The following is a 1406-nucleotide window of genomic DNA, read 5'->3' as shown; positions in this document are numbered from 1 at the left end:
CCTGATGGATGGCCGCTATGGACCAGCGACGTGCGGCCGGGCCGCGAGCACGACACCCGCTGCGCCCGTACCCACCCCGGGCTGCTCGAGGGCCTGGCCGCGTTCACCGACGACACCCACGCCGCGCTGGGCGACCTCGGCTACGAAGGCGAAGCCGACCGGCTCACCGTGCCCATCAAACTCGCCCCCGGCCGCGGGCAGACGGTCAACCAGCGCACCGTCAACACCCTGCACTCAGCCCTTCGTGCTCTGGCCGAACGCGGAAACGCCCTGCTCAAGACCACCTTCGCCGCGTTGCGGCGAGTCACGCTATGTCCCTGGCGCACCGGCGCGATCACCGCAGCTGCGCTCGTACTACTCCACACCGAGTACGACCGCACGACATGATCAACCCGCTACTGAGAACACCTCAATGGGTCGGACAGTGCGGCGGCGTCGCGGAGGAACGGCAGCGGAGCCTCGGCGGAATCGCCGTGGAATCACCGTGGAATCGCCGTCGAATCCCGGAGACATCTCAGGGACGTCGTGGAGGAATCGCGGCGGAATCGTGCGGTCGTCGCTCGTCCCGACGGTAGGTCCGATCCCGTGGCGTCGATCCGGCCGGACACGTCACAGGGGGGTTCCAGGGGGTGGGCAGGGGGTGGGGAATCCGTTCAGGACTGAGGATTCGCCGGTCCCGTCGCACCTACCGTCACGCCGGATCTCGACCCAGGGAGACGGCATGTTGCGCACAGAGCTGATCCGGCCGCTGCACGAGCTGGTCGCCGGGCACGCCTCGGAGCGGGGCGACACGGTCGCCTTCGCCGACCGGGTCCGGTCGGTGACCTACGCCGAGCTGCACGTGCGCACGGGTCGGCTCGCCGGGCACCTGGCGGCCCTGCGGCTGCATCCCGGCGACCGGGCGGTGATCCTGCAGGGCAACGCGGTCGAGGTGGTCGAGAGCTATCTGGCGGTGCTGCGCGCGTCCGGCGTCGCGGTGCCCTGCAACCCGGCCGGGTCCGCCGACGAGCTCGCGCACGTCCTCGACGACAGCGGGGCCCGGGTCGTGCTCACCGACCCGGCCCACCTGGAGCAGGTGCTCGGCCTGCTGCCCGGTCGGTCCTCGGTGACGGTGCTCGTGACCGGGGACGGGCCGTTGCCGCGGGGGGTCCACGGCTACGAGCGCCTCGCCCGGACCGAGCCCCCGCAGCCCGCCCGCGACGACCAGGACCTCGACGACGTCGCGTTCATGCTCTACACCTCGGGCACCACCGGCAGCCCCAAGGGCGTGCTGTCCACCCAGCGCAGCTGCCTGTGGTCGGTGGCGGCCTGCTACGCGCCGATCGTCGGGCTGGCCGCGGGGGACCGGGTGCTCTGGCCGCTCCCGCTGCACCACAGCCTCGCCCACGTGCTGTGCGTGGTCGGGG

2 protein-coding genes are annotated in these 1406 nt (G+C 72.0%); both read left to right on the top strand.

Features of this window, described 5'->3' with window-relative positions; translation table 11 throughout:
* Window positions 1–387, top strand: a 387-nt coding sequence (locus tag Ae505Ps2_RS33710) for a transposase family protein (RefSeq protein WP_249265243.1), incomplete at its 5' end; no start/stop codon positions are given.
* A 334-nt stretch (window positions 388–721) separates the two neighbouring features.
* Window positions 722–1406, top strand: a 685-nt coding sequence (locus Ae505Ps2_RS32780; protein WP_212567668.1) for an AMP-binding protein, incomplete at its 3' end; no start/stop codon positions are given.

Origin of the sequence: Pseudonocardia sp. Ae505_Ps2, assembly GCF_001932425.1 — a bacterium.
Classification (GTDB): Bacteria; Actinomycetota; Actinomycetes; order Mycobacteriales; family Pseudonocardiaceae; genus Pseudonocardia.
The sequence above is the reverse complement of the archived record's forward strand: the minus strand, read 5'-3'. Positions and strand labels throughout refer to the sequence as shown.